The organism is Winogradskyella psychrotolerans RS-3 (genome assembly GCF_000427335.1).
Taxonomy (GTDB): domain Bacteria; phylum Bacteroidota; class Bacteroidia; order Flavobacteriales; family Flavobacteriaceae; genus Winogradskyella; species Winogradskyella psychrotolerans.
Genome location: NZ_ATMR01000188.1, coordinates 1 through 870 on the forward strand (window position 1 = coordinate 1; position 870 = coordinate 870).

1 pseudogene is annotated in these 870 nt (G+C 36.4%); it reads right to left on the reverse strand.

What is annotated here, in order from left to right:
* Positions 1 to 540: 540 nt before the first annotated feature.
* Positions 541 to 870 (reverse strand): annotated as a pseudogene (locus ADIWIN_RS16890) (hypothetical protein); the annotation flags it as partial.

The following is an 870-nucleotide window of genomic DNA, read 5'->3' on the forward strand; positions in this document are numbered from 1 at the left end:
AGGAAAGAAAATTATTAATAGAAGCGTTACTGGATAAACATGGCCTGATGGGTTTGGCAATTGTTAAGTAATTTTATCCATAAAACCACTGGATTGCTGTTCATTTCTTTTCCATTGATGAAAAGAAACGAACCAAAGAAAAATCTAGCCAAAACTAAATCCCACCACACGTTGCCTAACGCCCCTCGTAGTTTTGGCCCGGCCACCGCGCCCTTACTTTAGCGATTGCATTAAAAATCACTAAATAAAAGAAGCCTTCTCTACCTGGTCTAAGTTTAGCAAAGTGTAACTTAGACCCAATATGAGGAAAATTTTTCAACTTTCGTTGATGCCATAATCACAATAATTAGGTAAAAAACTACCCAAGTTGACTTCGACTCCACTGACTTCGACAGGCTCAGCCACCGGTGCCAAATTACCCTATTATCACCAGCCAAAGCAGGAGGATATTAAAATAGAAGAACCATTTCATTTTACTAAATTTTAACCTAAACCGATGGATCAAAGAAATCAATTCAATAGGAATGGGCTGTAGCCCATTTATAAGGTCAAATCGAATTTTCTGGCTTTAGCCAAAATTTTGAGAACAAAAAGATTTTTGTATGGGTTTAGCGTTGGGCAAGTCCGTTGATTTTCTTTTCGTAATTCCAGTAATCGTTCAATAAGTTTTTCAAATGATAATGACTTTCCATAAAACATACTTTCGGACATATCAGCATAATCTTTTTTCCATAGAGGTAATAAGTATTCAGGAGGAACAAACTTTATATTTTTTGGGGCGTGGTTGACGTAATCAATTCCAGAAATTGGAGTGAATTTACTCCGGTGTGTTACGATGGTATTATACAATCTCTGGTTTTGTAATGCTGT